At 42.7% G+C, this 23792-nt stretch carries 23 protein-coding genes; 13 read left to right on the top strand and 10 right to left on the bottom strand.

The genetic code is table 11. The features are described 5' to 3' along the window. The first annotated feature begins 12 nt into the window (after window positions 1–12). The 5 genes from CCS02_RS17810 (at window position 13) to CCS02_RS17790 (ending at window position 4482) form a co-directional block, all read left to right on the top strand. Window positions 13–777, top strand: coding sequence for a sugar phosphate isomerase/epimerase family protein (locus CCS02_RS17810; RefSeq protein WP_100187936.1), 765 nt, complete (start codon window positions 13–15; stop codon window positions 775–777). Next, window positions 774–1913, top strand: coding sequence for a Gfo/Idh/MocA family protein (locus tag CCS02_RS17805; protein WP_012068606.1), 1140 nt, complete (start codon window positions 774–776; stop codon window positions 1911–1913). The genes CCS02_RS17810 and CCS02_RS17805 overlap by 4 nt, the downstream gene beginning before the upstream one ends. Window positions 1914–1922: 9 nt before the next feature. Beyond that, window positions 1923–2975 (top strand): sugar phosphate isomerase/epimerase family protein, encoded by a 1053-nt coding sequence (locus tag CCS02_RS17800; RefSeq protein WP_100637329.1) that lies wholly within the window; start codon window positions 1923–1925, stop codon window positions 2973–2975. Between the two features lie 18 nt (window positions 2976–2993). Continuing rightward, window positions 2994–4142: a Gfo/Idh/MocA family protein gene (locus tag CCS02_RS17795; protein ID WP_100637328.1), complete on the top strand. Its 1149-nt coding sequence runs from the start codon at window positions 2994–2996 to the stop codon at window positions 4140–4142. Between the two features lie 118 nt (window positions 4143–4260). Next, complete coding sequence (locus CCS02_RS17790) at window positions 4261–4482, top strand: VF530 family DNA-binding protein (RefSeq protein WP_100637327.1); 222 nt, start codon at window positions 4261–4263, stop codon at window positions 4480–4482. Here CCS02_RS17790 and CCS02_RS17785 read toward each other — a convergent pair. The 3 genes from CCS02_RS17785 to CCS02_RS17775 form a co-directional block, all read right to left on the bottom strand. After that, entirely contained in the window at window positions 4479–5477 is a 999-nt protein-coding gene (locus tag CCS02_RS17785; protein WP_100637326.1) for a GGDEF domain-containing protein, read from the bottom strand. The genes CCS02_RS17790 and CCS02_RS17785 overlap by 4 nt on opposite strands. Window positions 5478–5534: 57 nt before the next feature. Next, entirely contained in the window at window positions 5535–6587 is a 1053-nt protein-coding gene (locus CCS02_RS17780) for a GGDEF domain-containing protein (RefSeq protein ID WP_232728910.1), read from the bottom strand. An 82-nt stretch (window positions 6588–6669) separates the two neighbouring features. Further along, window positions 6670–7146 carry a LabA-like NYN domain-containing protein gene (locus tag CCS02_RS17775; protein ID WP_072840393.1) on the bottom strand — a complete coding sequence of 159 codons (477 nt, stop codon included), beginning with the start codon at window positions 7144–7146 and terminating at the stop codon, window positions 6670–6672. 167 nt (window positions 7147–7313) lie between these two features. Here CCS02_RS17775 and CCS02_RS17770 point away from each other — a divergent pair, with 167 nt between their 5' ends. Next, window positions 7314–7691: a DUF4870 family protein gene (locus CCS02_RS17770; RefSeq protein ID WP_072840392.1), complete on the top strand. Its 378-nt coding sequence runs from the start codon at window positions 7314–7316 to the stop codon at window positions 7689–7691. A gap of 79 nt (window positions 7692–7770) precedes the next feature. Here CCS02_RS17770 and CCS02_RS17765 read toward each other — a convergent pair whose 3' ends face one another. Further along, entirely contained in the window at window positions 7771–8700 is a 930-nt protein-coding gene (locus CCS02_RS17765; protein ID WP_100637325.1) for a hypothetical protein, read from the bottom strand. A gap of 119 nt (window positions 8701–8819) precedes the next feature. Between CCS02_RS17765 and CCS02_RS17760 the strand changes: the two genes are divergently transcribed. Both CCS02_RS17760 and CCS02_RS17755 read left to right on the top strand, forming a co-directional pair. Beyond that, window positions 8820–10226 carry an amidohydrolase gene (locus CCS02_RS17760; protein WP_100187930.1) on the top strand — a complete coding sequence of 469 codons (1407 nt, stop codon included), beginning with the start codon at window positions 8820–8822 and terminating at the stop codon, window positions 10224–10226. 307 nt (window positions 10227–10533) lie between these two features. Then, window positions 10534–11817 carry a ribonuclease J gene (locus tag CCS02_RS17755; protein ID WP_232728909.1) on the top strand — a complete coding sequence of 428 codons (1284 nt, stop codon included), beginning with the start codon at window positions 10534–10536 and terminating at the stop codon, window positions 11815–11817. A gap of 31 nt (window positions 11818–11848) precedes the next feature. On the opposite strand, the gene epmB is transcribed toward CCS02_RS17755, so the two are convergent. Continuing rightward, window positions 11849–12901, bottom strand: coding sequence for an EF-P beta-lysylation protein EpmB (epmB, locus tag CCS02_RS17750; protein ID WP_232728908.1), 1053 nt, complete (start codon window positions 12899–12901; stop codon window positions 11849–11851). 187 nt (window positions 12902–13088) lie between these two features. On the opposite strand from epmB, the gene efp reads away from it, so the two are divergent. Then, window positions 13089–13664, top strand: coding sequence for an elongation factor P (gene efp / locus CCS02_RS17745; RefSeq protein WP_072840388.1), 576 nt, complete (start codon window positions 13089–13091; stop codon window positions 13662–13664). A gap of 248 nt (window positions 13665–13912) precedes the next feature. Here the strand turns inward: efp and CCS02_RS17740 are convergent, their stop codons facing one another. The 3 genes from CCS02_RS17740 to CCS02_RS17730 all read right to left on the bottom strand — a co-directional run bounded on the left by CCS02_RS17740 (window position 13913) and on the right by CCS02_RS17730 (window position 17261). After that, window positions 13913–15172 carry a serine hydrolase domain-containing protein gene (locus CCS02_RS17740; RefSeq protein WP_100187929.1) on the bottom strand — a complete coding sequence of 420 codons (1260 nt, stop codon included), beginning with the start codon at window positions 15170–15172 and terminating at the stop codon, window positions 13913–13915. 117 nt (window positions 15173–15289) lie between these two features. Next, on the bottom strand, window positions 15290–16462 hold the full coding sequence (locus tag CCS02_RS17735) for a helix-turn-helix transcriptional regulator (RefSeq protein WP_100637324.1): 1173 nt from the start codon (window positions 16460–16462) through the stop codon (window positions 15290–15292). A gap of 355 nt (window positions 16463–16817) precedes the next feature. Beyond that, window positions 16818–17261, bottom strand: coding sequence for a DoxX family protein (locus CCS02_RS17730; protein ID WP_072840378.1), 444 nt, complete (start codon window positions 17259–17261; stop codon window positions 16818–16820). A gap of 327 nt (window positions 17262–17588) precedes the next feature. Between CCS02_RS17730 and CCS02_RS17725 the strand changes: the two genes are divergently transcribed. Next, a complete protein-coding gene (locus tag CCS02_RS17725) occupies window positions 17589–18317 on the top strand; it encodes an SDR family oxidoreductase (protein ID WP_100187927.1) in 729 nt (242 codons plus the stop codon). A 96-nt stretch (window positions 18318–18413) separates the two neighbouring features. On the opposite strand, the gene CCS02_RS17720 is transcribed toward CCS02_RS17725, so the two are convergent. Together CCS02_RS17720 and CCS02_RS17715 are read right to left on the bottom strand one after the other, a co-directional pair. Next, the gene (locus tag CCS02_RS17720; protein ID WP_100637323.1) at window positions 18414–19406 is read right to left on the bottom strand and encodes an NADP-dependent oxidoreductase; all 993 of its coding nucleotides are present in this window, start codon (window positions 19404–19406) and stop codon (window positions 18414–18416) included. A gap of 115 nt (window positions 19407–19521) precedes the next feature. Continuing rightward, window positions 19522–20946, bottom strand: a complete 1425-nt coding sequence (locus tag CCS02_RS17715; protein ID WP_100187925.1) for an aminotransferase-like domain-containing protein — start codon at window positions 20944–20946, stop codon at window positions 19522–19524. Between the two features lie 234 nt (window positions 20947–21180). Between CCS02_RS17715 and CCS02_RS17710 the strand changes: the two genes are divergently transcribed. Genes CCS02_RS17710 through epmA form a run of 3 tightly spaced genes read left to right on the top strand, consistent with a single transcriptional unit; the run spans window position 21181 to window position 23731 of the window. Further along, window positions 21181–22092, top strand: coding sequence for an EamA family transporter (locus CCS02_RS17710; protein ID WP_100637322.1), 912 nt, complete (start codon window positions 21181–21183; stop codon window positions 22090–22092). Then, window positions 22068–22709, top strand: coding sequence for a LysE family translocator (locus CCS02_RS17705; protein WP_100637321.1), 642 nt, complete (start codon window positions 22068–22070; stop codon window positions 22707–22709). Before CCS02_RS17710 ends, CCS02_RS17705 begins: the two co-directional genes overlap by 25 nt. A gap of 44 nt (window positions 22710–22753) precedes the next feature. Beyond that, window positions 22754–23731: an EF-P lysine aminoacylase EpmA gene (epmA, locus tag CCS02_RS17700; protein WP_100637320.1), complete on the top strand. Its 978-nt coding sequence runs from the start codon at window positions 22754–22756 to the stop codon at window positions 23729–23731. Window positions 23732–23792 lie beyond the last annotated feature (61 nt).

The raw sequence follows: 23792 nt of genomic DNA, 5'->3' as shown, positions 1-23792 counted from the left end.
AAAGGAAACGATATGAACGAATTTTCATTTCAGCTTTATAGCGCCCGTAATACTAAATCTCTCGATGAGGTTTTTGCTCTTTTACACCAAGCTGGTTATCAGCAAGTGGAAGGCTATGGTGGTTTGTATGGTCAATTGGATGAATTAAAAAGCTTATTAGAAAAACATCAATTAACTATGCCAACTGGGCATTTTGATTTAACCATGTTGGAAAACAATATTCAGCAGGCTTTGTATATCGCTAAAACCCTGAATATGCACACCATTATTTGTCCTTATATTTTGCCAGATCAACGTCCTGACAATGCACAAGGTTGGTTTGAGTTGGGACAGCGGCTAGAAGCCATTAGAGAAAAAACCATCAATGCTGGTTTTGAATTTGGTTGGCATAACCACAACTTTGAATTTGAGGCTTTAGCCGATGGTTCTTTGCCCATGACGCAGATTCTAGAAGGCGGCCCGAATATTAAATGGGAGATGGATGTGTCTTGGGTGGTCAAAGGCGGACAAGACCCGATTGAATGGCTAACTAAGTATCGTGACCGTATTTGTGGTGTGCATTTAAAAGATATTGCTTCTGAAGGGGAATGCCAAGATGAAGACGGTTGGGCTGACTTTACTTATGGTGTCTTGCCTTGGCGTGAATGGTGGCCTGTTGTGCGTTCAACACCAGCTAGTGCTTTTGTAATGGAGCATGATAATCCGAATGATTTATCTCGTTTCGCTAATCGTGCGTTAACAGGAGCAAAAGCCTTACTAAAAGGAGCGACAGTATGAAAACCATTTTGAAGGTTGGGCTGATTGGCTGCGGCAATATTTCGGACAGTTATTTTTCTTTAGCTCCGCAATTCTGTGGTTTTAAGATTGTAGCTTGTGCTGATTTAAACGCTGAGTTAGCAGCAACGAAGGCGCAAAAGTACGGTGTTGAAGCACGTAGTGTTGAAGCATTATTGGCTTCTCAAGATATTGATATTATTGTTAATTTGACGATTCCTGCTGCGCATTATGCAGTGAGCATGAAGGCACTTGAAGCAGGTAAGCATGTTTATTCAGAAAAACCTTTGGTTTTGAGTCTTGAAGAAGGCTTAAAAATGAAAGCGCTTTCACTAGAGAAGGGGCTAAAGGTAGGTAGTGCACCAGATACTTTTATGGGGGGATCTCATCAATTTGCTCGACACTTATTGGATCAAGGTGAAATAGGTGAGGTGTATTCAGGTACGTGTCATGTAATGAGTGCTGGAATGGAGAGCTGGCACCCTAATCCGGACTTTTTCTTTAAGGCTGGCGGCGGTCCGATTCTTGATTTGGGACCATATTACATTGCTAACTTGATTCAACTATTAGGACCTGTGGAGTCTGTGATTGCCAAAACATCGATTCCACGTAAGCAACGTAAAATCACCAGTCAGCCAAGATCTGGCGATATGATAGACGTAGAAACGCCAACCACTATTCATGCCATTTTGAGCTTTAAAAATGGAGCCATGATTACGCTGGGCGCAAGTTGGGATGTGCAAGCCCATCAGCATTCCCATATGGAGTTATATGGTAGTAAGGGCTCTATGTATTTGCCTGACCCTAACTTTTTTGGTGGAAAAGTATCGCTGATTCAAGAGGGTCGTGAGATGCCCTTGAAACTCTGGGATCACCCGTTTGGCGTGCCAAATCAAATCCATGGCGAGCTGGCCAAGGCAAATTATCGTGCCGCAGGTTTAGCGGAAATGGGAATGGCGATTCACATGGGGCGCGATCATATGTGCTCACTTGACCGAGCATTGCATGGCGTGGAGGTCATGACGGCGATTTTAGCGTCAGGAGAAAGTGGACAATCCATCAAGATGACCACCCATTGTGATCGTCCTCGCGCACTTGATCCTGAGGCTGCTAAAGCCTTACTTGCTGCTTGTTTTTAGGAGGACATTATGAAAACGATAAAAGGCCCTGCGATTTTCCTTGCCCAGTTTGTGGGCGATGAAGCACCTTTCAATAGTTTCGACGGGATTTGTGGTTGGGTTGCCTCATTGGGTTACAAAGGCGTGCAAGTTCCCACTTGGGATAAGCGCTTGATGGATCTCGAGCGCGCCGCAAATAGCCAAGACTATTGTGACGAGCTAATTGCTACGGCGGCAAAGCATGGCGTGGTGATATCGGAATTATCCACGCATTTACAAGGTCAGCTGGTGGCGGTGCATCCAGCTTATAACGAGGCGTTTGATGGCTTTGCCGATCCAAGTGTAAGGGGGAACCCAAAAGCTCGCCAAGCCTGGGCGGTGGAACAGCTTAAAATGGCCGCCAAAGCTTCGCAGCGTTTTGGTCTAAATGCTCACGCTACTTTCTCCGGTGCGCTCGCGTGGCCGTATTTTTATCCTTGGCCGCAACGTCCAGCTGGTTTAGTAGAAGAAGCTTTTGCTGAGCTTGGTCGCCGTTGGAAGCCGATTCTCGATGCTTTTGACCAAGCAGGTGTCGATTTATGTTATGAAATCCATCCAGGTGAAGATCTGCATGATGGGGTAACCTTCGAGCGTTTTCTTGCCGAAGTAGATCATCATCCGCGAGCGAACATTCTTTATGATCCGAGCCACTTCGTGTTACAGCATTTGGATTATTTAGCCTTTATCGATCATTATCATGAGCGCATCAAAATGTTCCATGTGAAAGATGCAGAACTCAATTTAGATGGAAAATGTGGTGTTTATGGTGGTTTCCAAAACTGGGTAGATCGCTCTGGGCGTTTTCGTTCTATTGGTGATGGCCAGGTAGATTTTAAAGGCATTTTCTCCAAGCTCACCGCCTATGATTTTGCCGGCTGGGCGGTGCTGGAATGGGAATGTTGTTTGAAACACCCTGAAGATGGGGCTCGCGAGGGCGCGCAACATATTCAAGACTTTATTATCCGAGTGACCGATAAAGCCTTTGATGATTTTGCTGACAGTGGTGTCGATGCGCAAGCGAATCGTCGTATGTTGGGGCTCTAATAGTTTGGAGGGAATAATATGACGATAGAACAAGAAAAAATATCAAAACGCCGCTTACGCCTTGGGATGGTAGGTGGCGGGGAAGGTGCGTTTATCGGTGAAGTTCATCGTTTTGCTGCGCGTCTTGATGACCATTATGAGCTGGTGGCTGGGGCGTTATCGAGCCAATCAGATAAAGCAGAACGTTCAGCACAAGCGCTTGGAATTACTCGATCCTATGTGGATTTTGAAGAAATGGCGCGTCAGGAAAGTGGGCGTGAAGATGGTATTGACGTGGTGTCCATCGTGACACCCAATCATCTGCATGCACCCGTGGCGATGGCGTTTCTTAAAAGAGGTATTCATGTCATTTGCGATAAACCGCTGACCGCGACTTTGGCAGAAGCCAAAGCGCTTTATCAAGTGGCAGAAGCAAGCCAAGCACAGTTTTTGTTAACGCATAATTATTCCGCTTATCCTATGGTGCGCGAAGCACGAGCCATGGTGAAAGAGGGTAAGTTGGGTGAAATTCGTTCTATACAAGTGGAATACGTGCAGGATTGGTTAACACAGTCGTTAGAGCAAACCGGCAACAAACAAGCGGTTTGGCGATCTGATCCTGAGCAATCTGGTATTGCGGGCTGTATGGGAGACATCGGCAGCCATGCTTATCAATTGGCGTGTTTTGTTGGTAATACTCAGGGTAAAGAAGTTTTGGCGGATTTATCCAGCTGGGTTGAAGGGCGAGCTTTGGACGATGACGCGAATATTCTGTTGCGCTATGAAAACGGAGCTAAAGGTCATTTGTGGGCGAGCCAAGTGGCTCCTGGCAATGAGAATGCCTTGTCGTTGCGGATTTATGGCGATAAAGCCGGCATCGAGTGGCATCAGGAATCACCTAATGAGCTGATTTATTCTGTGTTAGGTGAACCAAGCCAACGCCTTCGTCGAGGAAATAGCTATTTGAGCGAGGCGGCCACATCGGTTTCTCGTATTCCGTCTGGTCATCCTGAAGGTTATTTAGAGGCATTTGCGAATTTATATAGCGAGTTTGCAGAGCAACTTCTTACATCAATCCCTAACCCTGATTTGCCAACACCGGCAACAGGGTTGCATGGAATGCGATTTATTACGGCTACTGTTTATTCGAGTCAAAATAATGGCCTTTGGGTTCCATTAATTGATTAGCTATTAGAAGCGAGACCAGCATGAAGATGGAATTAGCCGCAATATCTTTAAGCGGCTTTTTTCGGCTTGCTGTATACTTTCGGCTAAATAGCGAATTGAGTCATAGGAATAAATAGACATGGTTGGAACACAAGCGAATAATCCTTTACATGGTGTGAAGCTAGAAAGAATTGTCACAGATTTGGTTGAGCATTATGGCTGGGAAGAGTTGGCGATCCGCATCAATATTAATTGTTTTAAAAGCGACCCTTCGGTTAAGTCTAGCCTAAAGTTTTTGCGTAAAACGCCATGGGCGCGAGACAAGGTGGAAGGGCTTTTTCTAGATACTTTTCATCGTTAGCAACAGATCTGATTGCGTCCTTCGCGTTTGGCTTGGTAGAGTTTTTGATCTGCAGAGCGAAGGAAATCAGTAAACTCGTGTTCTTTTTGTAATGAGCTGATACCAATGCTTACTGTTACTTGAATGGGAGTATTGTGGCTTAAGAAGATCTTTTGCTCTATAGAATGTCTTACCTTCTCTGCAATCTTATAAGCAGTCTCATCTGAAATGTCTTTGAGTAAGCAGACGAACTCTTCACCACCCAAGCGATAAATTTCTTTTACTTGGATTGATTGCGTAAGTAAGTCGGCTACCTCAGTAAGTACCGAGTCGCCAATATCGTGTCCATACTTGTCATTGATGCTTTTGAAATGATCAATATCGATCATAAGCATATGGATGCTCTGAAAGTGTTTATAGATTGCACTAAAGTCCGCTTTCAGTGCATGGCGATTTTTTAAGTTTGTTAAATCATCTTGTAATGCTAACGAATGCAGAGCTGCGCTGGTTTTTTGGCGTTGCACTTCGTAAATATGACAAACGAGCCAAATAGAGCAATACACTAGAGTGAAGTTGAATATCGTTCTATAAGGCATGAAGACTTGAGTGTCAGTACGAAAGAATATAACCATCGCAGCCGATAGCACAATGATGGCGCTGAAAATGAAACCTTTTCTTAAGCCAAATAAACTGTAGTACCAAAAAGGTAAAGCTAATCCCCAATAGGTTGCTCCGGCTACAAGCTCCATGACTGCAATCGACAGAAGAATATTTGTGGTTAAGGAAATGAGAAGAACGTAGCTGTGCCAAGGTCGATAAAGGCCATTGGATGACTTATAAAGACAAAAGCCAGCAAAGGCAGCGACAGCGAGCTGCATCGTGCCAAGCCCAAGTTTCTGCAATGTGATCATATTGAGCACAAAGTAGACGCTATTCAAAACACAAATTAGCGTGCTAAGCCATTTGTGGAATTCTTCTGGTGACACAGAGGAATGTGGGTAACGACGTGTACTCATTGATGATTCAACTTAAGAGCAATGGAAGTAAATAATGGTCAGTTATAAGGTGTGCTCTTAAACCGCCTCGGTAACACTTATCGATCCATAATGTACTAAGTTGCGTCCTTCATTTTTTGCAGTGTAAAGGTTTTTATCAGCGACGCGTAAAAACTCTCTGAATGATTGCCCTTTTTTTAGTTGTGCTATGCCAATGCTCACGGTGATTTTGATGTTTTGTTGGTGAGTTCTAAAAATAGAGTTTTCTACTGTTTTGCGAATAGTTTCCGCAAAATCAAATGCTTGAGTTTGGGTGTAATTATTTAAGACAATAAGAAACTCTTCTCCGCCTATACGATATACTTGATTGCTATTTATACAGTAGTGTAGCAGTTCGGTCATTTCAATTAGTACTGAGTCGCCAACATCATGTCCAAACTCATCATTGACGCTTTTAAAATGATCGATATCTATAATCAGCAGGCGGGTTTCTTCTTGCTCTTCTTTCTGAAAAGGATCTACAGCTGCTTTATTGAAGTGATCAAAAAAAAGTCTTAACGCGTGACGATTTTGCGCCCCCGTTAGTGGGTCTTGGAAGGCCATTTTTTCTAGTAGTAGGCTGCTTTTTGCATGTTGGGTTTCATATAAATAACAAATAGCGTAAGACAGAAAATAGGCTAATACGAAGTTAAGAACAGATCGATAGGGAATGAGATCCTCGTTGTCGGATTTAATGAATAAAATAGCAAGAGCTGGTATGGATAAGAGAATAGTATAGAAAAGTCCAAGTTTTGGACCTGCAAGTAGGCAATATAGCGGTGGTAAGACAAGGAGCCAGTAAATAGAGCCAGCTCTTAGATCGGCAAAGTAAAAAGCATAAATGACAGCAGCAGTCATTGAGATTATTAGCATGTAGGTATGCCATTTTTTTGTTTTTTCTTGCAGAGCTGTTCTAAAAAAATACAGATTCAGTAGGCCAAAAACAGCATCAATAATGCCAATGGTAATTTGATTTAAGATGACAACATTAAGAAAGCAGTAAAAGATCATGATGACACCCGTGACTAGGCTCAGCCACTTATGCAGGGTGTCTCTTGTTTCCAATAATAAGAAGTTTGTTTGAGTCGTCATTTCGTCACTTTCTGTATATAAAATAATCAGCAAGGATTCTTAAGGGGACATATTCTCTCTTAAAAATATAGACGAGTTTTATCTATTTAAGTAACAATTTGTTACCGATGGCGGTAAAAGAATCGGCAGCATTGATTAATGACTGTGCAGTTAAGGATTCAACGCCATAGACTTCTACTTTAGTTTGGTATTTTTCCCTGAGTGTTTTAGCGAGAATATCGAAGTCGCCATCGCCAGAAAGCAAAACAAGGACATCGCTGTCTTTACCATGCTCTATGCCATCGATAGCAATACCCACATCCCAGTCGCCTTTTGCTGAGCCATCCGAGCGTTGAATGAAGGGTTTCAATTTCACTTCAAAGCCAATCGCTCGTAGGATATTTTGAAATTGTCGTTGTTTCTCATCGCCTCTGTCTATGGCGTAAGCGATGGCCTTTACGACATTTCGACCTTCAGTCGCTTGTTGCCAAAAAGTGTTGTAGTCGAAAGAGCGTCCAAACGCTTGTCTCGTGGTGTAATAGACATTTTGAACATCGACTAAAATCGTCACATTTGTCATGGTATTCCTAGGCAGTATGAGTGAAAAACAGAGTGGGGAAAGAACACGTTACAAGCATTCGTATTGAAAAGAAATCATAAAACTGGATAAGAAGAGGGCGATAATTTTAAAAGCATCCCCATTATGCTTATTAGACAAATTTTTATTGAATAACGGAGTGTTTATATATGTCCGGATTTGAACCAGATAATCGTCTTAGACCGTTAACGCCACGAGAGGAAAACGCAAAAAGTAATGTGGTGATTGCCTATGTTTTTATGTTGTTAGGCATATTCACGGGTGTCTTTTGGTTTATTGGTGCCATTTGGGCCATGGTAAAAGCAGACGAGGCCCGGGGAACATTCTTTGAAGATCATTACGCCAATATCATTGGTACTTTTTGGTGGGGGATCTTTTGGAGCGTTATTGGCGTGATACTGACGTTATTTTTTATCGGCTATATTTTGTTGTTTTGTGTTTGGATTTGGTCGATTTTTAGGATGGTGAAAGGTATTGCCAGAGCAACGTCTAATCAGTCTTATCGGGAAATGTTTAATCCTTTTTAGATTTTTGATGGTTTTTACAGCCCATGCGTGGAGACACTTGGGCTGTAAAATAGAGTCTTGTTAATATAGTAGCGCCTTGCTAATTGTTCAGTAACGTCATTTTACTGTCTTTATAAAGCGTACCTTTGTTTGCCATTAACACTAGCTCTTTTAGACTGAGAGCCGAAGAAGGTTGCATAGTTAGGCTCAGTTTTTCAGGCTGCATTAAAAACGTTAATAATGTTTCGGCAACGTGTTTCGCTTCTTCCGAATCTGCTGGTGCAAGCCCCAATGCTTGGCTTGCGTATCTCAGACTGTTCGACTGATTTTCTGGTGAATCTCGCAAAACAGCCGATTGAGGAAACAGATGAGTGATTAGTCCTGATTCTTCGTATTTCACCTCTAAAGAATGCAATTCAATGGCGTCACCATAGATGATGGGTAGCGCTTCGGGTTGGCCTAATGCAAACGATGCGAGTACGTCAGAACGTAGATCAGACATGACGATGCCATGATCCAATACGTTGATTTTAGAAGACAGATCTAGCTTGCCAATACCCTTTATGTCTAGTTTGAATTGAGACGAGACTTTTTCACCCTCAATCTTGGAAGTAAAAGAGCCTTTACCAAGTAAGGTTTCAATTCCACCTGCACGCATTAGATTTCGTGTATCACGGGATAAGCTGCCGATTGGGCTTTCTTGTATCCAAAATTCTACATCTAAATCAGGGTATTTGATTGGGTAGCTATTAAACGAAATTCTAGCGAAGCGTAGCCAAGGTGCATTTTCATTACCAAAGCTGACATTTTCTAGGGAGGGCGTCAGAGTGAATGGATCAAGGTGAATGCTTTCATAATGGACAAAAGGCGCTAAACCAGATTGATTAAGCTGTTCTTGAATTTTGTCTTTGGCGTATTGCGTCCCAAAGCGCTGAACAAGATAGATGATAAAAATTGCCATGCAAGACAGTAAAATAAAGTAGGTTATGGCTTTGCCAAGACCGTTTTGAAGCTTAGTTGAGATGTTCAATTTTAAATCCTAAATTTTAAACATGTTTCTGTGTTGGAATAAAACATGCAGGTATTATTAAGCAATGTCGCTGTCAAAAAGCGACCTATTCGGAACATTATCTAATAAAGGACAATCGAATGCAGTTTAAAAAAAGTGTCTTATTGGCAGTATTAGCAACGACGACTTTTTCAGCGCCATCATGGAGCGCCGAGTCTGTTGATTTGTTGATCAAAGATGCTACCGTTTTGACTATGGATAACAGTAAAACGCTATATCACCATGGTGTTGTTGCGATTAAAGGAAATAAAATTTTCGCTGTAGGTGATGCGTCATTAGCCGCACAATTTGATGCGAAAAAAGTATTGGATGTGCAAGGCGATATCGTAATGCCAGGCTTAATAAATACTCATACCCACGTATCTATGGCGGTTTTACGTTCTTTAGCAGATGATGTGCCAGACCGTTTGCATCGTTATATTTTCCCTCTGGAAAACAAGCTAATTACCCGTGATATGGTGCGTATTGGCGCTAATCTTGGCAATGTCGAGATGTTGCGTGGCGGTGTTACTACCTACGCCGATATGTATTATTTTGAAGATGAAGTCGCCAAAACCGTTGATCAAATCGGCATGCGTGCTGTGCTTGGTGAGACTGTGATTAAGTTTCCTGTTGCAGATGCTAAAAACGCCGAAGAAGGTATTAACTACGCGTTAAGATTCATTGAAGAATACAAAGACCATCCGCGTATCACACCAGCGTTTGCGCCTCATGCTCCTTATACAAACACCACTGAAGTGTTGCAGCGAGTAGCTGAATTATCCAAAGAGAAAAACGTGCCAGTGCTGATCCATTTAGCCGAATCTCACACCGAGCAAGAAAAAATTGCCGAGCGAGCTGACGGTAAAAGCCCTGTTCAATATATGCATGATATTGGTGCTTTGAATGATCACTTAGTTGGCGCTCATATGATTCTAGTAGACGATCATGATATTGAGCTTGTTAAAGAAAGTGGCATGGGCGTGGCGCATAACATGAGCGCAAATATCAAGTCGGCGAAAGGTGTTTCGCCTGCTCTAAAAATGTATGACGAAGGCGTGAGAATTGGCTTAGGGACTGATGGCCCAATGTCTGGCAATAATCTAAGTACTATTGCTGAGTTTGGGCAGGTAGCTAAAGTCCATAAATTGGTTAACCAAGATCGTGCGGCTATGCCACCTATTAAAGTCATTGATATGGCAACCATGGGTGCAGCAAAAGCGCTGCATATGGAAGATCGTGTTGGTTCATTAGAAGTTGGAAAATTAGCAGATATTATCGTCGTGGATACCAAGGCTCCGCATATGGTACCTATGTATAATCCTTACTCTGCCTTGGTTTATTCTGCTTATCCTAGCGATGTTCGACACAGTATAGTTGACGGCAAAATCCTTATGGAAGACAAGAAAATACTCACCGTAGATGAAGCTGCGATTATTAAAGAAGCCGTGGAATACACTCAAATTGTGCGTGATACTGTGATAGCGAATGGTGACGAAGTTCTATAGATACCTTTGCACGACTGCTGCTAGTCTTCGATCATGAGGCCGTGCACAGCTCTTTACTACTTCATAGTTCTTATTTTTTTATCTCGAGAAAACCTCTTTTTACCTCAAAAATAGAAAGAGGTTTTTTATTTTGGGCTTCTTTTATCCAATCGTTACGAGCACGCTGGGATATTCACGAAAAATGCGTACCATAGAGATAATTGACTAATATCCAGTCTGTATTTACAAGGAGCGCGTTATTTCATCTTTGATTCCCTCGCAAGACGACTTATGGTTTTTGCCTTTAGGCGGCACCGGTGAGATCGGTATGAACATGAACCTTTATGGCCATGACGGGCAATGGTTGATGGTCGATTGCGGCGTTTCCTTTAACGAGCCATTGACGCCTGATGACCTGCGTACCTCCGAAATCGTTTGTGCTGATCCGAGTTTTATTGCTGAACAAAAAGAACGTTTAGCCGGCATCGTCATTACTCACGCCCATGAAGATCATGTGGGGGCTTTGCCTTTTTTGTGGCGACGTTTCAAATGTCCGGTTTACACCACGGCTTTTACTGCAGAAGTTTTGCGTCGTAAGTTGGTTCAAGTAGGCTTAACCGATCAAGTGCCGATTATCGAAGTGAAAGAAAACGAAACCAAAAAGATTGGCGTGTTTAATGTCAAATGGTTGGGATTGACTCACTCGGTTCCAGAGCCTTATGCGATGACTATCGACACGCCTGCAGGATGTATATTTCATACAGGTGATTGGAAAATTGATAAAAAGCCAATTTTGGGTGATGCGTTTTCTCCCGCAGCCTTTCAAGCATTAGCCAAAGAAAACATTCTCGCCATGGTGTGTGATTCAACCAACGCGCTAAAAGAGGGTTTCTCGCCATCTGAAAGTGATTGTTATCAGGGCTTATTAAAAACTATAGAAGCAGAAAAGAACCGTGTTGTAGTCGGTTGTTTCAGCAGTAACGTCGCACGTTTAGTGGCATTGGGATTAGTCGCAAAAGAAACCGGTCGTTATCTTGCTTTGATCGGAAGATCGCTGACAAACATGGTCAGTGCTGCACGTGCTACAGGTCATTGGCAGGATGATTTACCGATTATCGACGCTACGCATCTCGGCTATTTACCAAGAGAAGAAGTCTTGGCGGTGGTCACAGGAAGCCAAGGGGAACCAAGGGCGACCTTGAACCGATTGGCCGCCGATAATTGTTTTGATTTGAGTCTAGAAGCCGACGATTTGGTAATTTTTAGTTCCATGCGCATTCCCGGCAATGAGCAGGCCATAGACAGATTAGCCGAGCAATTTAAAGGTCGGAAAATCCGCACCTTGCAAGCTCATGAAACCGACTTGACCATTCATGTGAGTGGCCATCCTTGCCGCGAAGAACTCAAACAGCTTTATACTTGGGTGCAGCCGCAATTGGCGATTCCAGTTCATGGCGAGCCGAAACATTTGGATGCTAACGCTGACGTGGCGAAACTCAGCCATGTGCCGGATCAGTTAATCGGTCGAAATGGCGACTTATACCAGCTAGCGCCGAACGTTAGTATTCGACGTCAGCAAGTAAAAGTCGGTCGTATTGCGTTGCTCAGGTAACGCTAAATAAAACGAATGACAAGGCGAGAAGCTACTTATCGAGTTCATTGAAAATCGGTGCAAACACGCTTTTCGCTGGTTTGCCAGGGATCTCCTTGGCTAGCCTTGGGACTAAATAACCTGGCAGCTCGACAGCCACTTTCCCCATCAAGCGTTGAGCATCTTCGATTGAAATATCAAAGTGCGCCGCGCCTTCAACTGGATCTAACGTGAACATGTAGTAAGGCAAAATCCCAGCATCGAATACAGCTTCGCTCAAATTGACTTGAGCTTCTACCGAATCGTTGACGCCTTTTAATAGAACACCTTGATTGAGCAAGGTAACGCCCGTTCTTTTCAGCTTATAGGCTGCCTGAGCGAGCTCTTCGTCCATTTCATTGGCATGATTAATATGCCACACCATCACGATGTCGAGGCGACTTGCTTTGATCCACGCTAGCATGTCATCGCAAACGCGAGATGGAATCACCACGGGCAAACGCGAGTGAATGCGTAGGCGTTTTATTTGTGGCAACGCATCAAGCTTGCGGACTTTATCGGCGAGTAAAGCGTCTTTCATCATCAAAGGATCACCGCCACTTAAGATCACTTCGTTGATTTGAGGATGGGCTTTTAAATAGTCGATTACCGAGTCCCACTCCGCTTGCGCTAGTTGATTGTCACCGTAAGGAAAATGACGACGGAAACAGTAACGGCAGTTTACTGCGCAAGTGCCAGTGGTAATAACCAACAAACGACGTTTGTATTTATGCACTATGGCTTTTTGTGGATTGTGTTCGGCTTCTTCTAATGGGTCTTTTGTGTAACCCACGACTTTTTGCATTTCAGCTGTACTAGGCAGAATTTGCAGCAGCAGAGGATCGTTAGGGTTGCCATATTCAATGCGCGACAAATAAGGGCGCGGCACCAGTAATTTGAAGCTCTGATGTGCTTCTATGCCTTGTTGAGCAAGACTTTTTGGCAGACCTAAGTGCTCAACCAGTTCTGGTAAGGAGGTTAGGGCCTGCGACAGGTGCTGCGACCAGCTTAAATTGTTCTTTGTTTGAATAGGGATCACGTCAAATATCTGCAAAATTGTGTTCATTTGGGTTATGATTGCGCCAACTTATTTTGGCCTACTCGGCCAGTGGCTCTCAGAGATCTTTGCAAACGCTCTTTTTACTTGTCTATTTAACGGTTCTAAATGACATAAAAAGAAGTTTGCAGAGATCTTGGGACTGACATGATACGCCAGTCAGAGCCTTTTCTCTAAAAATATACTGTGAGGATGTATGGCTAATATTTCTACCAGCGAAATGCGCAGCGGTTCTAAAGTAATGGTCGACGGCGATCCATGTGCGATTATCGATAACGAACACGTTAAACCAGGTAAAGGCCAAGCCTTTAACCGCATCAAGCTGCGTAACCTAAAAACTGGTCGTGTTTGGGAGCGTACTTTTAAATCTGGTGATACGCTAGAAACAGCTGACGTAATGGACACCGATATGGAGTACTTGTACACCGATGGCGAGTTCTGGCACTTCATGGCTGTAGATGGTTCTTTTGAACAACACGCAGCAGATGAAACAGCAGTAGGCGACACGATTAAGTGGCTGAAAGAGCAAGAAAAATACGTTGTAACTCTATACAACGGTGCGCCATTGGCGGTTGCTGCTCCTAACTTCATCGAACTGGAAGTAAAAGAAACGGATCCAGGTGTAAAAGGCGATACGGCTAACGGCGGTTCTAAACCTGCTTTCTTGGTGACTGGCGCTATGGTTCGTGTACCACTGTTTATCAACATCGGTGAAGTTCTTCGTGTTGATACTCGTACTGGCGACTACGTTTCTCGCGCAACAGGTAAGTAATTCCTGAATTTGCATAATTAATATGAAAGCCCCCGATAGGAAACTATCGGGGGCTTTTTTTGCTTCGCTGTTCCGTCCTGAAATAGGTTATGCCTAGGCTTTTGGTTGGTCTGAATGGTTTAAGAGTAGTTATGAAATGAAAATTTAAGGTGCTTGGTAGGAAAAGCTAATTAAAAAATTAAGAAGCTATGAGGAAGTGTTTCTCATCATAACTTCTTAATAAAAGGGAGGCCTATCAAAAATGCAGTTTAATTAGCAGGTTTCCATTTAGCTGCTTTATCAAAGAAGTTTAGTGTTTCAGCTTCTGCTGCATCCATTTGGTCTTGAGGGAAATAGCTCGTTTTGACAATGACAGTATTTTCATCTTGGTTCACGTAAATGAACTGACCTTGTAAGCCGATTGCTGAATAAGCATTTGTATTTGGCATGGTCCACCATTGGTAGCCGTATCCACCTAATTTAGGGTCTTCTTTATCTACCGGGGCTGTTGATAATTTAACCCATTCTGGTGAAACAATTTGTTTGCCGTTGATCTTGCCGTTATGCAGCATCATTTGACCCACACGAGCAAAATCACGAACGGTTGCATTGAAGCCTGCGCCAGTGAATTCTCGTCCAACACCTGGCTGTCCATCCATGATGAAGAAGCCATTTGATTCAGCACCTATTGGCTCCCATAAATGTTGCTGCATGTAAGAGGCCACATTACTGCCATCGCTGACACGTTCAAGCAACAAGCCTAACACTGCCGTATCGATGGTTTTATAGGCTAAGAAAGTACCTGGTTTATGAAGGCGCTTGATGGTTTTTGCTGGCTCAACAAAGCGCGCTACGTTTTTAACTAAAGCCAAAATATGGTTCTTAGCTGCTATGCCTGGATTGGCAAAGTCATAACGCTCTTCGTAATCGACACCGGATTTCATAGCAAGTATTTGACGAATAGTCACGCCTTTATAGGCACCTTCAGATAATTCAGGTAGGTAAGTGGTGATATCGTCGTCTAATGATTTAATACGACCTTCTTCAAGGGCAACACCAACCAAGATAGAAACCATAGATTTGGTCATTGACCAAGCCATGAAGTGCGTATCTTGGTTGCTGTTGTTGCGATAGTTTTCATAGACGACTTTGTCGTCTTTAATAATGATCATCGCATTGGTATAGGTTCTGTCTAAGAATTGCTCTGGTGTATAGTTGTTACCTTCATACTCGTAGGTAAAATCTAGTGGCTTATCATTGTGAACAAATGGGGTGACGTTTCCTGAATGGCCAACTTGGCGGGTTGTGAATAACGTATCCATTGAGCGAAATGTTAGCGTATTAACATCGCCATCGAGCATTGCCCAGCGTAAGTTTTGGATGGCAATAGGAACTTCAGATACTGGACCAATTCCCGCAACCATTGGGTCTACTTCTGATGCTGCGTGTGCAGCTATTGGGAGTAGAACGACTGAAGATAGTAAGCTTGCGCCCATAAAACATTGCATGTTTTTTATTTTTGTTTGCATGTCTGTCTCTCTCTCATTTTGATTAAAGTTTATCTAGACAATTGTTTGTCTATAAAACAAATAATGCTCAGTTCGCTTCAGCTTGTCATATCCCAAATAGGATAGACCAAACTATCATTAGCTTATTTTTTGTGAGAAAGGCGTATTTTCTAGTTGGCTTACATGGGGAAGTATTGAAGACCACAGTATTTTTACTAGTTCTGGTTGGCGGGTGACTCCCATTTTTGAAAAAATACTTTTTAGTTGGATTCGTGCGGTGCCAACGGTTATGCCTTTTTCTATAGCGTATTCCGTCAACGAAAAACCATTTGCTAAAGCGCTCGCTAGTTTTACTTCTGCAGGTGTAAGGCTGAATAAGCGACCAATATTCTGCTCTGAAAGTATCACTTCATTATGGCTATTGGATAAAAATAGGGCAAAAGTGAGAGGCTGTTTGGATTGTATCAGGCCGACTGATATAGAAGACAAAATAGGGGTAAGTAGCAACTGTATTGGACTAGTTTGATGCTCCCCAATTCTAGCAAGAGGGTGAGATGTTATTCCTGTAGGCGATTGTGTTTGGCGCAATAGCTGTATGAAAATGTTTCTGTCTGCCTTGTGTTCAAAGCGCAATTCGTTATCTATCAATTCTAGGTAATCTGATTCCGATATTATGGAAGCTGCACTGCTATTAAACCAGCTAACTTTGCCATACTGATTTATTAGCATGATCCCTGTGGTTAATTTATCTGCGATTTGTTTAATAATAGTATTGCTGCTCGATAGCGTCTGAAATTGATCATACAAAAGAATGGTTTGTTGTATATGAGGTGCAAGTTGCTGAAGTAATGATTCGCAGTTGTGGTCAAAGATGCGCAAATCACCGTGTTTACGGTGAGCAATTAAGTTGAGATAGCGATTAGGAGAAATTTTCATTTCTAGGGAAATCGCCAATCCTAATCCTGCCTTCGCGAGCCGCTCTTGGAAATCAATATATCGTGGACAGGAGTCAGAGAAGAGCTCTTCATCGCGGATTATGGCTGGGTATTCGCTAAAATCATAATCTAGACGGGGATTATCAGAATTATTAACCCATTTATCGTGCAAGTCTGCATTTATAGTCGACTGGGAATCGCGCATCAGCCAAATTTCAGATGGATTAGAGTTGTCCGATAGTTCGTGTATTTGAGCAGCAATGCTTTCCACTTCTAACTTTTCACGTAGCTCATCAAGAATACTTATCCATCGATTTGGGTGCTGTACGCAACTATAAATCTTCGGTAAAAGTTGATTCAAAAAGCTTTCAATCATGATGGCCTCCGCGTTGTCAAACAACTAGGTGCCAGTATTTTCCTTAAAGATGAATCAGTTCTCTATCAACAAGATGGCGACTGTATTTCCGTAAGTGTAGATCGATTTTAGGCACTTTGTTTATTATTTTTAGTTCGACCTTTCTAAAACATACCTCATGAAACTATTAAAGAGAAGTATTGTTTATAAAATAAACTATTTATATTTTTGATTATTATTTTTTATTACATCGATGTTTTTTTACCATAAAGGTAAGACATTGTTCCTGAATCGATTTTGCTGTTTTTAGATAGCGTGTATATGAAAAAGCTTCGATAGCGGACCATCGAAGCTTTTAAAGTAATGTATTATTAGGCTAGTTTTTAGCAGAAATCGCTTTATCTACAGAGAAAGAGCCGGCGCCGCTGAATACTAAAGAAACGGCAACAATCAAAAGTGTTAGTGCGTATTCATAGCCGTTGTTTGCCATGAACAAACCGTTTGAAATATGCACAGAGAAGATTGCCATTAGCATAGTGAAAGCAATAACTGCAGAAGCTGGACGAACAAGCAAACCGATAACAAGTGCCAAGCCACCAAAGAATTCTGCACTACCTGCTAAAAGAGCCATCAGATAACCAGGTTCTAGACCAATAGATGCCATCCACTGACCAGTGCCTTCAAGACCGTAACCGCCAAACGCACCAAACAATTTTTGCGCGCCATGTGCCATTAGGATTAGACCCACTGGAATACGCAAAATTGTGCTAGCGATACCAGAAGTTGTGTTAGTGATTTTTTGGATTAACGATGTTGTCATTTTGATTTACCTTAGTGTTGGGTTGGTGTTACTTAATATGTAGGCACTATATATAAAAAAAACAGAATAGTGTAACGGAGTATTTTGAGGTTAATGATCAAAAAAATTGAACTATCGAAATGATCTACGATTTTGATGCCAATATTTGACTGAAACCCTCTTGTTATTGAGAATCTCTACTAATTTTATTGGATTCTCTGTCACTATGTATTACGACGGCTTAAAGGCTAATTTAGATCAGTTATAGGCAAAAAAGTAGCAGAGTTTGCAGTCTATAGAATGGTAGCGTGTTGTTATCTCTATAAATAACAATAAACAGGATAAAACATGTCTAAAGCATTAATGGGAAAAGTCGCCGTTGTGACTGGTGGCGCATCAGGAATAGGTCTTGCTAGTGTCGAAGGCATGATAGCTGAAGGTGCTCGGGTCGTGATCGTGGATCGTGATGAGACAGCATTACAAGCTTTGCAAGACAAACATGGCGATGCAGTCATCACCCTTGCAGTAGATTTGTTGGATCCTGCCGCTTGCTCGGCGATGGTTCCGCGGATTTTAGAAAAAGCCAAAGTGATCGATATTTTTCACGCCAATGCCGGCTTGTATGTTGGTGGTGATTTAGTTGATGCCGATAACGACGCCATAGACCGAATGCTAAATCTGAATATTAACGTTGTCATCAAGAACGTGCGTGATGTTTTGCCGCATATGATTGAACGAGGTGTGGGCGATATTTTAATAACCAGTTCCTTAGCGGGTCATTTTCCGACACCTTGGGAACCGGTTTATGCCTCATCAAAATGGGCGATGAATTGTTTTGTGCAAACGGTGCGTAGACAAGTCAGCAAGCATGGGATTCGCGTTGGCTCGGTATCTCCCGGCCCAGTTATTACTTCTTTATTATCTGATTGGCCTGCGGAAAAACTCGCAGAAGCCAAGTCAAAAGGTAGTTTAATGGAAGCCAGCGATGTGGCTGAAGCGCTCATCTTTATGCTTACGCGTCCTCGTCATGTGACGATTCGGGATGTTGTGATGCTTCCGTCACAATTTGATTTATAACTCACCATTAAGCTTATTAAATCTATTTAAATTAAAAAGGGAATGGTCATTCGACCATTCCCTTTTACTTTTCTACTGTATCTTATTCTGGAGAGCTTATAGCTTAACAATCAGCTTGCCGGTATTTTTACCGTCAAATAACAGGTTAATGCCACTAGTTGCGTTTTCGATTCCTTCAATAACGTGGGTACGATATTTCAATTCTCCTTTGCCTAACATAGATCCCAGCGCTTGGCCGTATTCAGGGATACGATGGAAATGATCTGGCATGGTGAAGCCTTGGATCGATAGGCGGCGTTTGATGATGCCAACCCAACTTGGCCCTGGTGCTGGTTCGGCTTTTTGATAGTCAGCGATTAGGCCACACACAGCAATGCGACCATGAGGATTCATGCGTTCAAAGATAGGACCTTGTGCCAAACCACCCGTATTTTCAAAGAAAAGATCGATGCCGTTTGGCGTCGCTTGCGTCAATTGTTCGACAAAGTCTGTATCTTTGTAATTAATCGCATGATCAAAACCAAGTTCTTTTGTTAACCATTGGCATTTCTCATCAGAGCCCGCCACGCCAACAACCGTTAAACCAAGGTTTTTAGCCATCTGACCGACAAGAGATCCAACTGAACCTGCTGCCGCTGTGACGATAAGCGTCTGACCTGCTTCTGGTTTAAGCACTTCAAACACACCGTGATAAGCAGTAATACCGGGTAGGGCAATGACGGATAAAATTGCTTCAGCAGGCAGCTCTTTTGGAATGACGTTTAAGCCATTACCATCACTGATCGCATATTCAGTTAGACCCATAAGCCCCATAACACGAGCGCCAACTGGGAATCTTTCATTGTTGGATTTAACGACTTCACCTATGCCACTGGCGCGCATGGTGTCACCTAATTTTACGGGGGGAATGTAGCTGTTTTCATCCGCGCTCATCCAACCGCGCATGGCTGGATCTAAAGAAAGATGAGAGAGTTTTACCAATACTTCGCCTTCTGCTGGCGTTGGAATGTCTTGAGTAACAATATTGAAAATATCTTCGGTGATTTCTAATTCAGGACGTTTTATCAGTTTTACGGAATGGTAAGACATAGAGATGAATCCTTTTGTGCATGAATTTCTATTTATCCTGAAATACAGTCTAGAGCATTTTTGTTGATCTAAAGGTTAAGATTAAAGAAGTAAATGTGCAATCGCTCCAATTTTGTTAAGTCTCTGCTCTCATCAGACTGTTGATTATGTCGCATAAGCTGATCAATTGTTGATAAGTACTGTGTTTATCCCCAGTATTTTCCAGCGGCCAACCGCAGTTTATACGGAAGCAATCGTGATAAAAGTCGTGGGTACTGAAACAAGCACCGCTGCGTATGTCGATGCCCTGTTTATTAGCTTCTTTTTCAAGCTGTACAGCATTTAAACTGGGGATCTGTACCCAAAGTACGATTCCGCCTTGTGGGGCACTGATTTTTGCATTGGTGGGCAAGTATTTGATTAAAAATTGTTGATAACTGTGTATGTGTTGATTCAAAACCGTACGTATTTTATTCACATGAGAGCGATATTCACCGGTGTTGATAAACTCCGCCATACAAGACTGTATAAGTCCATTCACACCAAAGCTGGTTAAGGAATGTTGATTGATATAAGACGTTAAATATCGACCCGGAACACACCAACCAAGTCGCAGTCCAGCGGCTAAGGTTTTTGAAAAAGATCCGCACCAAATCACATATCCCTCTTTATCCCAATATTTTGCTGGCAGCGTTTGTTGTTTCTGGTGGCTTAATTCGAAATAGACGTCGTCTTCTATCATCGGTGTTTTGTATTGCGCGGCAAGTGTTGCTAGAGCTTGTTTTTGTTCAACGGGCAGTGTCATTCCAGTTGGATTCATGTTCGATGTGCTAAACAGAGAGGCTTTTATCAAACCTTGTTGCATCAAGGTTTCTAGATGGTCTAAATCTAAGCCTTTCTCACTAATAGGGATTTCAATCACTTTGCGAGATAGGGCACTTAGTAAATCGAGCAAGCCACTAAAACAAGGGGAGCTAATGGCAATAGTGTCGCCTTCTTTGGTAACGCTTTCTATCGCCAGTCTTACTGCATCAATACAGCCATTGGTGATCACAAAGTCGGCTGCTGAAAAGGCTAGATTGTCATGGCGGAAATGTTCCGCAAGGGCGCTTCTCAGGCCTTTGTCGCCTTGTGTTTCTGGGTATTGAAAGAGATGCTTTCCTGCTCTTTGAGTGACACGTTTAATGCTGCGTTGCAGTGCGACACTAGGTTGTAATTCTGGCGAAATCATCGAGGTGCCAAGCGGGCTAAAAAGCGCCGAGGCAGGGTTATAGCCATTTAACGGCGCAAAGCGTTTTGGATCCCGTTGTTCAATACTTTTGATGTTAAGACTTGGAAAGCTGATTGCTTCAATTTGGTTGGCAACAAAGTACCCAGACTGCGGCTGCGCATAAATCCAACCGGTTTGTTGAAGGTAATCATAGGCTTTAGTCGCCGTGGTCATGCTGACTTGATGCTGCTTCGCCATGGTTCGTAGTGCTGGCAAACGGCTTCCCGCAGGCAGTCGTTGTGCTTGTATGTCGTCGATATAATGCTGAGCAAGTGTTTCGTAAAGCGCCATAACATTCCCCCAAAGTATTTCCTTTCTTTGAATTGTACTCTTATTTTTATCAAAAATTGAATCTGTGTTCTTTTTGGTTTTCTAGTGATACTTCTTTCTAAAGGAAATGCTTAGTTATGTTCAGTTACACGCGGTGTTTCTGTGAGATAGGCGGTAGTTTCGAATAGAAACACCGCGTGTAATTGAGCGCCTTCGTTATTGTTTACAACAGATTTTATTTACTAGGAACGAATAATGAAACTACGAGACTTTGGGTTGCTGTTTGCCTTGATGGCGTTATGGGGATTGAATTTCAGTGTGATCAAGCTTGGCGTGAATAGTGTTCATCCTTTAGTACTCACCGCGTTGCGATTTAGTTTTGCGGTGTTTCCTTTGATCTTTTTTATTAAGAAGCCAGATGTGCCGTGGCGTTATTTGATCGCTTATGGCTTATCTTTTGGTGTCGGCGTTTGGGGATTAACGACCTTATCTATTGGCGCTGGTGTTTCGGCAGGAATGGCCTCTTTGTTATTGGATATGAGTATTGTTAGTAGTTTGCTGGTGGGTTGGTTGTGTTTAAACGAAACCATTACTCGCAATAAGTTGCTTGGCGCTGGATTGGCTTTACTTGGACTTGCTTTGATCATCTACTCCGAAGGTGGTTCGGTGACTGGAAAAGGTTTAGTGCTGGTATTAATGGCGTCGGTGTTTTGGAGCATTAATGGCTTGATTGTAAAACGCGCGAATACCAAAGCTATTTTTGCCTTTAATATCTGGGGAATGTTGTTTGCACCTTTGCCTTTGTTGTTACTAGCGGTTATTTTTGAAGGAACGCAAGTCGTCACTGAGTTGCCGAATCAATTTACCCAATGGACGCTGTTTTCCGCTTTGTTCCAAGCTTACCCGACGACACTATTAGGGTACTGGTTTTGGAATAAGATGATAATGAAATACTCAGTATCCAGTGTCGCGCCAATGACGTTACTGGTACCTGTGTTTGGTATTTTTGGTGGTTATTGGTTTTACAATGAGCCAATAGAAACGAATCAGATAATCGCTGCTGTGCTGATTTTATTAGGTCTGTTTGTCGGGCAAATGGCATTGCCGAAATTGAGTTTCTTTAAAAGACTGAGAGGTGATTCATGCAAGAAATCCACTATGTCCTGATATTAATTGGTGCTTTTGTCGCTATGGCGAGTCCTGGGCCTGCGACATTGGCGATTGCATCTACGTCAATGAGTCAGGGGCGAGTGCAAGGTTTGGCGTTAGCATCAGGCATACTCACAGGCTCGCTATTTTGGTCTTGTTCGGCTGCCTTTGGTTTAGGTGCTGTGCTGTATGCAAATGTCTGGCTATTCGAAAGCTTACGTTATGTCGGCGCAGTCTATTTATTATTCTTAGCTTACAAATCTTGTCGTTCGGCAATGACGAATAAATCAGATACGAGCAAAATGTTGGCCACGTTAGAGACTAAACAAACGTCTTTGCGCACTGCTTATTTTCGTGGTTTGGCTATCCACTTAACCAATCCTAAAGCGATTCTGTTTCTAGGATCGTTATTCGCCATGGGTATGCCGAGTTCGGTTTCCACACAAGGCTTGTTGTCCGTGATTGTCTTATTAACGATTCAAAGTGCCTGCATAAATTTCGGCTACGCTGTGTTGTTTTCGAATCCAAGAATTCGCCAAGGCTATTTTAAAATGAAACGCGGCTTTGATGCTGTCTTCGCACTTATGTTTGGTGTGGCTGGTATTAAAATCTTGCTGAGTAAAGTAAATATGTAACTCTGAATTTGTTATCATACATTCTATTTTCAGAGTGCTTTTCTATGTACGACGCTTCTTTATGGCAACCTAGCGCTGATCTTTCGATTTTGCAAAAGCGTGCGCAGTTACTGAAAGCTATTCGCGCTTTTTTCGATGCGCGTGAGGTGATGGAGGTGGATACTCAATGTCTGTCTCTGGGTAGTATTACTGATCCACATATTGAAGTCTTAACCAGTAAGACGCGCTCCCAAGGTGAAGACCTTACTTACTATCTTCAAACTTCCCCAGAGTTCGCCATGAAGCGTTTATTATGCGCAGGCTCTGGTTCTATCTATCAGTTGGGAAAAGTGTTCCGAGCCGAGGAAATTGGTCGCCGACATAGTATCGAATTTACTATGTTGGAATGGTATCGAGTCGGTTTTGATCACTGGCAATTAATGGATGAGATCCAACAGTTGCTGTCGGCACTATTGAATGAAGAGGCGCTGACTTGCGAACGACTCAGTTATCAAATGGCGTTTTTACGTCATACCGGACTTGATCCTTTCACCGCGACATTGTTCCAGTTACAAGAGTGTGCTCACGAACACACAGAATACGGTTTGCAGGAAGATGATCGCGATACCTTGCTTGAGTTACTTTTCTCGAGCGTGGTAGAACCGGCTATTGGTAAATACGTCCCTTGTTTTATTCATAGTTATCCTGCTTCTCAGGCCGCACTTGCCAAGACTCATCTTGATGAAAAAGGGCTGTTAGTAGCCGCACGATTTGAGCTTTACTGGCAAGGAATGGAGCTAGCGAATGGCTACCATGAACTCACTGATGCTAAGGAACAAGCAAGACGATTTGCTGAAGATAAAGAAACACGCAAGGAAATGCGCTTGGCGAATCGACAGTTTGATGAGCGATTAATCACAGCACTAGAAAACGGCTTGCCAGATTGTGCTGGCGTTGCGTTAGGAGTGGATCGCTTGTTGATGTTAATGTGTCATAAATCGCATATTGCTGAGGTGTTGCCCTTTGCTCATGCTAGGGCTTAATAATTTTACTCAAGGTAGCGCTTTTTGAGTTGAAATAAATGTCGAGATAATAATAACAAGG

The organism is Marinomonas sp. ef1, from assembly GCF_002806845.1.
In the GTDB taxonomy this organism is placed as follows: domain Bacteria; phylum Pseudomonadota; class Gammaproteobacteria; order Pseudomonadales; family Marinomonadaceae; genus Marinomonas; species Marinomonas polaris.
This window is presented reverse-complemented; position numbering and strand designations above follow the sequence as displayed.

Bases quoted from the DNA above. Each gene is read 5' to 3' on its own strand.
- epmB (WP_232728908.1), bottom strand. From the start codon at position 12,901: ATGAACACAATTTTGCAGATATTTGACGTGATCCCTATTCAAACAAAG.
- CCS02_RS17810 (WP_100187936.1), top strand. From the start codon at position 13: ATGAACGAATTTTCATTTCAGCTTTATAGCGCCCGTAATACTAAATCT.
- CCS02_RS17720 (WP_100637323.1), bottom strand. From the start codon at position 19,406: ATGTCTTACCATTCCGTAAAACTGATAAAACGTCCTGAATTAGAAATC.
- CCS02_RS17770 (WP_072840392.1), top strand. From the start codon at position 7,314: ATGTCCGGATTTGAACCAGATAATCGTCTTAGACCGTTAACGCCACGA.
- CCS02_RS17760 (WP_100187930.1), top strand. From the start codon at position 8,820: ATGCAGTTTAAAAAAAGTGTCTTATTGGCAGTATTAGCAACGACGACT.
- epmA (WP_100637320.1), top strand. From the start codon at position 22,754: ATGTACGACGCTTCTTTATGGCAACCTAGCGCTGATCTTTCGATTTTG.
- CCS02_RS17800 (WP_100637329.1), top strand. From the start codon at position 1,923: ATGAAAACGATAAAAGGCCCTGCGATTTTCCTTGCCCAGTTTGTGGGC.
- CCS02_RS17705 (WP_100637321.1), top strand. From the start codon at position 22,068: ATGCAAGAAATCCACTATGTCCTGATATTAATTGGTGCTTTTGTCGCT.
- CCS02_RS17710 (WP_100637322.1), top strand. From the start codon at position 21,181: ATGAAACTACGAGACTTTGGGTTGCTGTTTGCCTTGATGGCGTTATGG.
- CCS02_RS17780 (WP_232728910.1), bottom strand. From the start codon at position 6,587: ATGACGACTCAAACAAACTTCTTATTATTGGAAACAAGAGACACCCTG.
- efp (WP_072840388.1), top strand. From the start codon at position 13,089: ATGGCTAATATTTCTACCAGCGAAATGCGCAGCGGTTCTAAAGTAATG.
- CCS02_RS17785 (WP_100637326.1), bottom strand. From the start codon at position 5,477: ATGAGTACACGTCGTTACCCACATTCCTCTGTGTCACCAGAAGAATTC.
- CCS02_RS17725 (WP_100187927.1), top strand. From the start codon at position 17,589: ATGTCTAAAGCATTAATGGGAAAAGTCGCCGTTGTGACTGGTGGCGCA.
- CCS02_RS17740 (WP_100187929.1), bottom strand. From the start codon at position 15,172: ATGCAAACAAAAATAAAAAACATGCAATGTTTTATGGGCGCAAGCTTA.
- CCS02_RS17735 (WP_100637324.1), bottom strand. From the start codon at position 16,462: ATGATTGAAAGCTTTTTGAATCAACTTTTACCGAAGATTTATAGTTGC.
- CCS02_RS17805 (WP_012068606.1), top strand. From the start codon at position 774: ATGAAAACCATTTTGAAGGTTGGGCTGATTGGCTGCGGCAATATTTCG.
- CCS02_RS17795 (WP_100637328.1), top strand. From the start codon at position 2,994: ATGACGATAGAACAAGAAAAAATATCAAAACGCCGCTTACGCCTTGGG.
- CCS02_RS17755 (WP_232728909.1), top strand. From the start codon at position 10,534: ATGAACATGAACCTTTATGGCCATGACGGGCAATGGTTGATGGTCGAT.
- CCS02_RS17775 (WP_072840393.1), bottom strand. From the start codon at position 7,146: ATGACAAATGTGACGATTTTAGTCGATGTTCAAAATGTCTATTACACC.
- CCS02_RS17790 (WP_100637327.1), top strand. From the start codon at position 4,261: ATGGTTGGAACACAAGCGAATAATCCTTTACATGGTGTGAAGCTAGAA.
- CCS02_RS17715 (WP_100187925.1), bottom strand. From the start codon at position 20,946: ATGGCGCTTTACGAAACACTTGCTCAGCATTATATCGACGACATACAA.
- CCS02_RS17730 (WP_072840378.1), bottom strand. From the start codon at position 17,261: ATGACAACATCGTTAATCCAAAAAATCACTAACACAACTTCTGGTATC.